The organism is Bradyrhizobium sp. Kon37 (assembly GCF_055807535.1).
The window spans coordinates 1-449 of the sequence record NZ_JBVVOY010000137.1; the positions used below are offsets into that span (position 1 = coordinate 1).

Consider the following 449-nt stretch of genomic DNA (forward strand, 5'->3'; position numbering starts at 1 on the left):
ACACGCACCGAGGCAAAGGAGTCGCGCACAGTCTCATCGAATTTGCGAAAAAGTGGGCACTAAGCAGACAGCTCCTTGGCATACGATTAGAGACACAAACGAACAATGTACCTGCCTGCAATTTGTACGCAAAATGTGGCTTTACTCTCGGCGGCATTGACCTGTTCACGTATAAAACTAGACCTCAAGTCTCGAACGAAACAGCGATGTACTGGTACTGGTTCTCGGGAGCACAGGATGACGCCTAACAATTCATTCAAGCCGACACCGCTTCGCGGCGCGGCTTAATTCAGGAGTTAAACATCATGAGGGAAGCGGTGATCGCCGAAGTATCGACTCAACTATCAGAGGTAGTTGGCGTCATCGAGCGCCATCTCGAACCGACGTTGCTGGCCGTACATTTGTACGGCTCCGCAGTGGATGGCGGCCTGAAGCCACACAGTGATATT

At 51.4% G+C, this 449-nt stretch carries 1 protein-coding gene; it reads left to right on the forward strand.

The window, feature by feature from the left end; all coding sequences use genetic code 11:
* The coding region (locus AC0L3J_RS37465) for a GNAT family N-acetyltransferase (protein ID WP_473350440.1) at positions 1 to 248 on the forward strand (248 nt) is incomplete at its 5' end.
* Between the last annotated feature and the right edge of the window lie 201 nt (positions 249 to 449).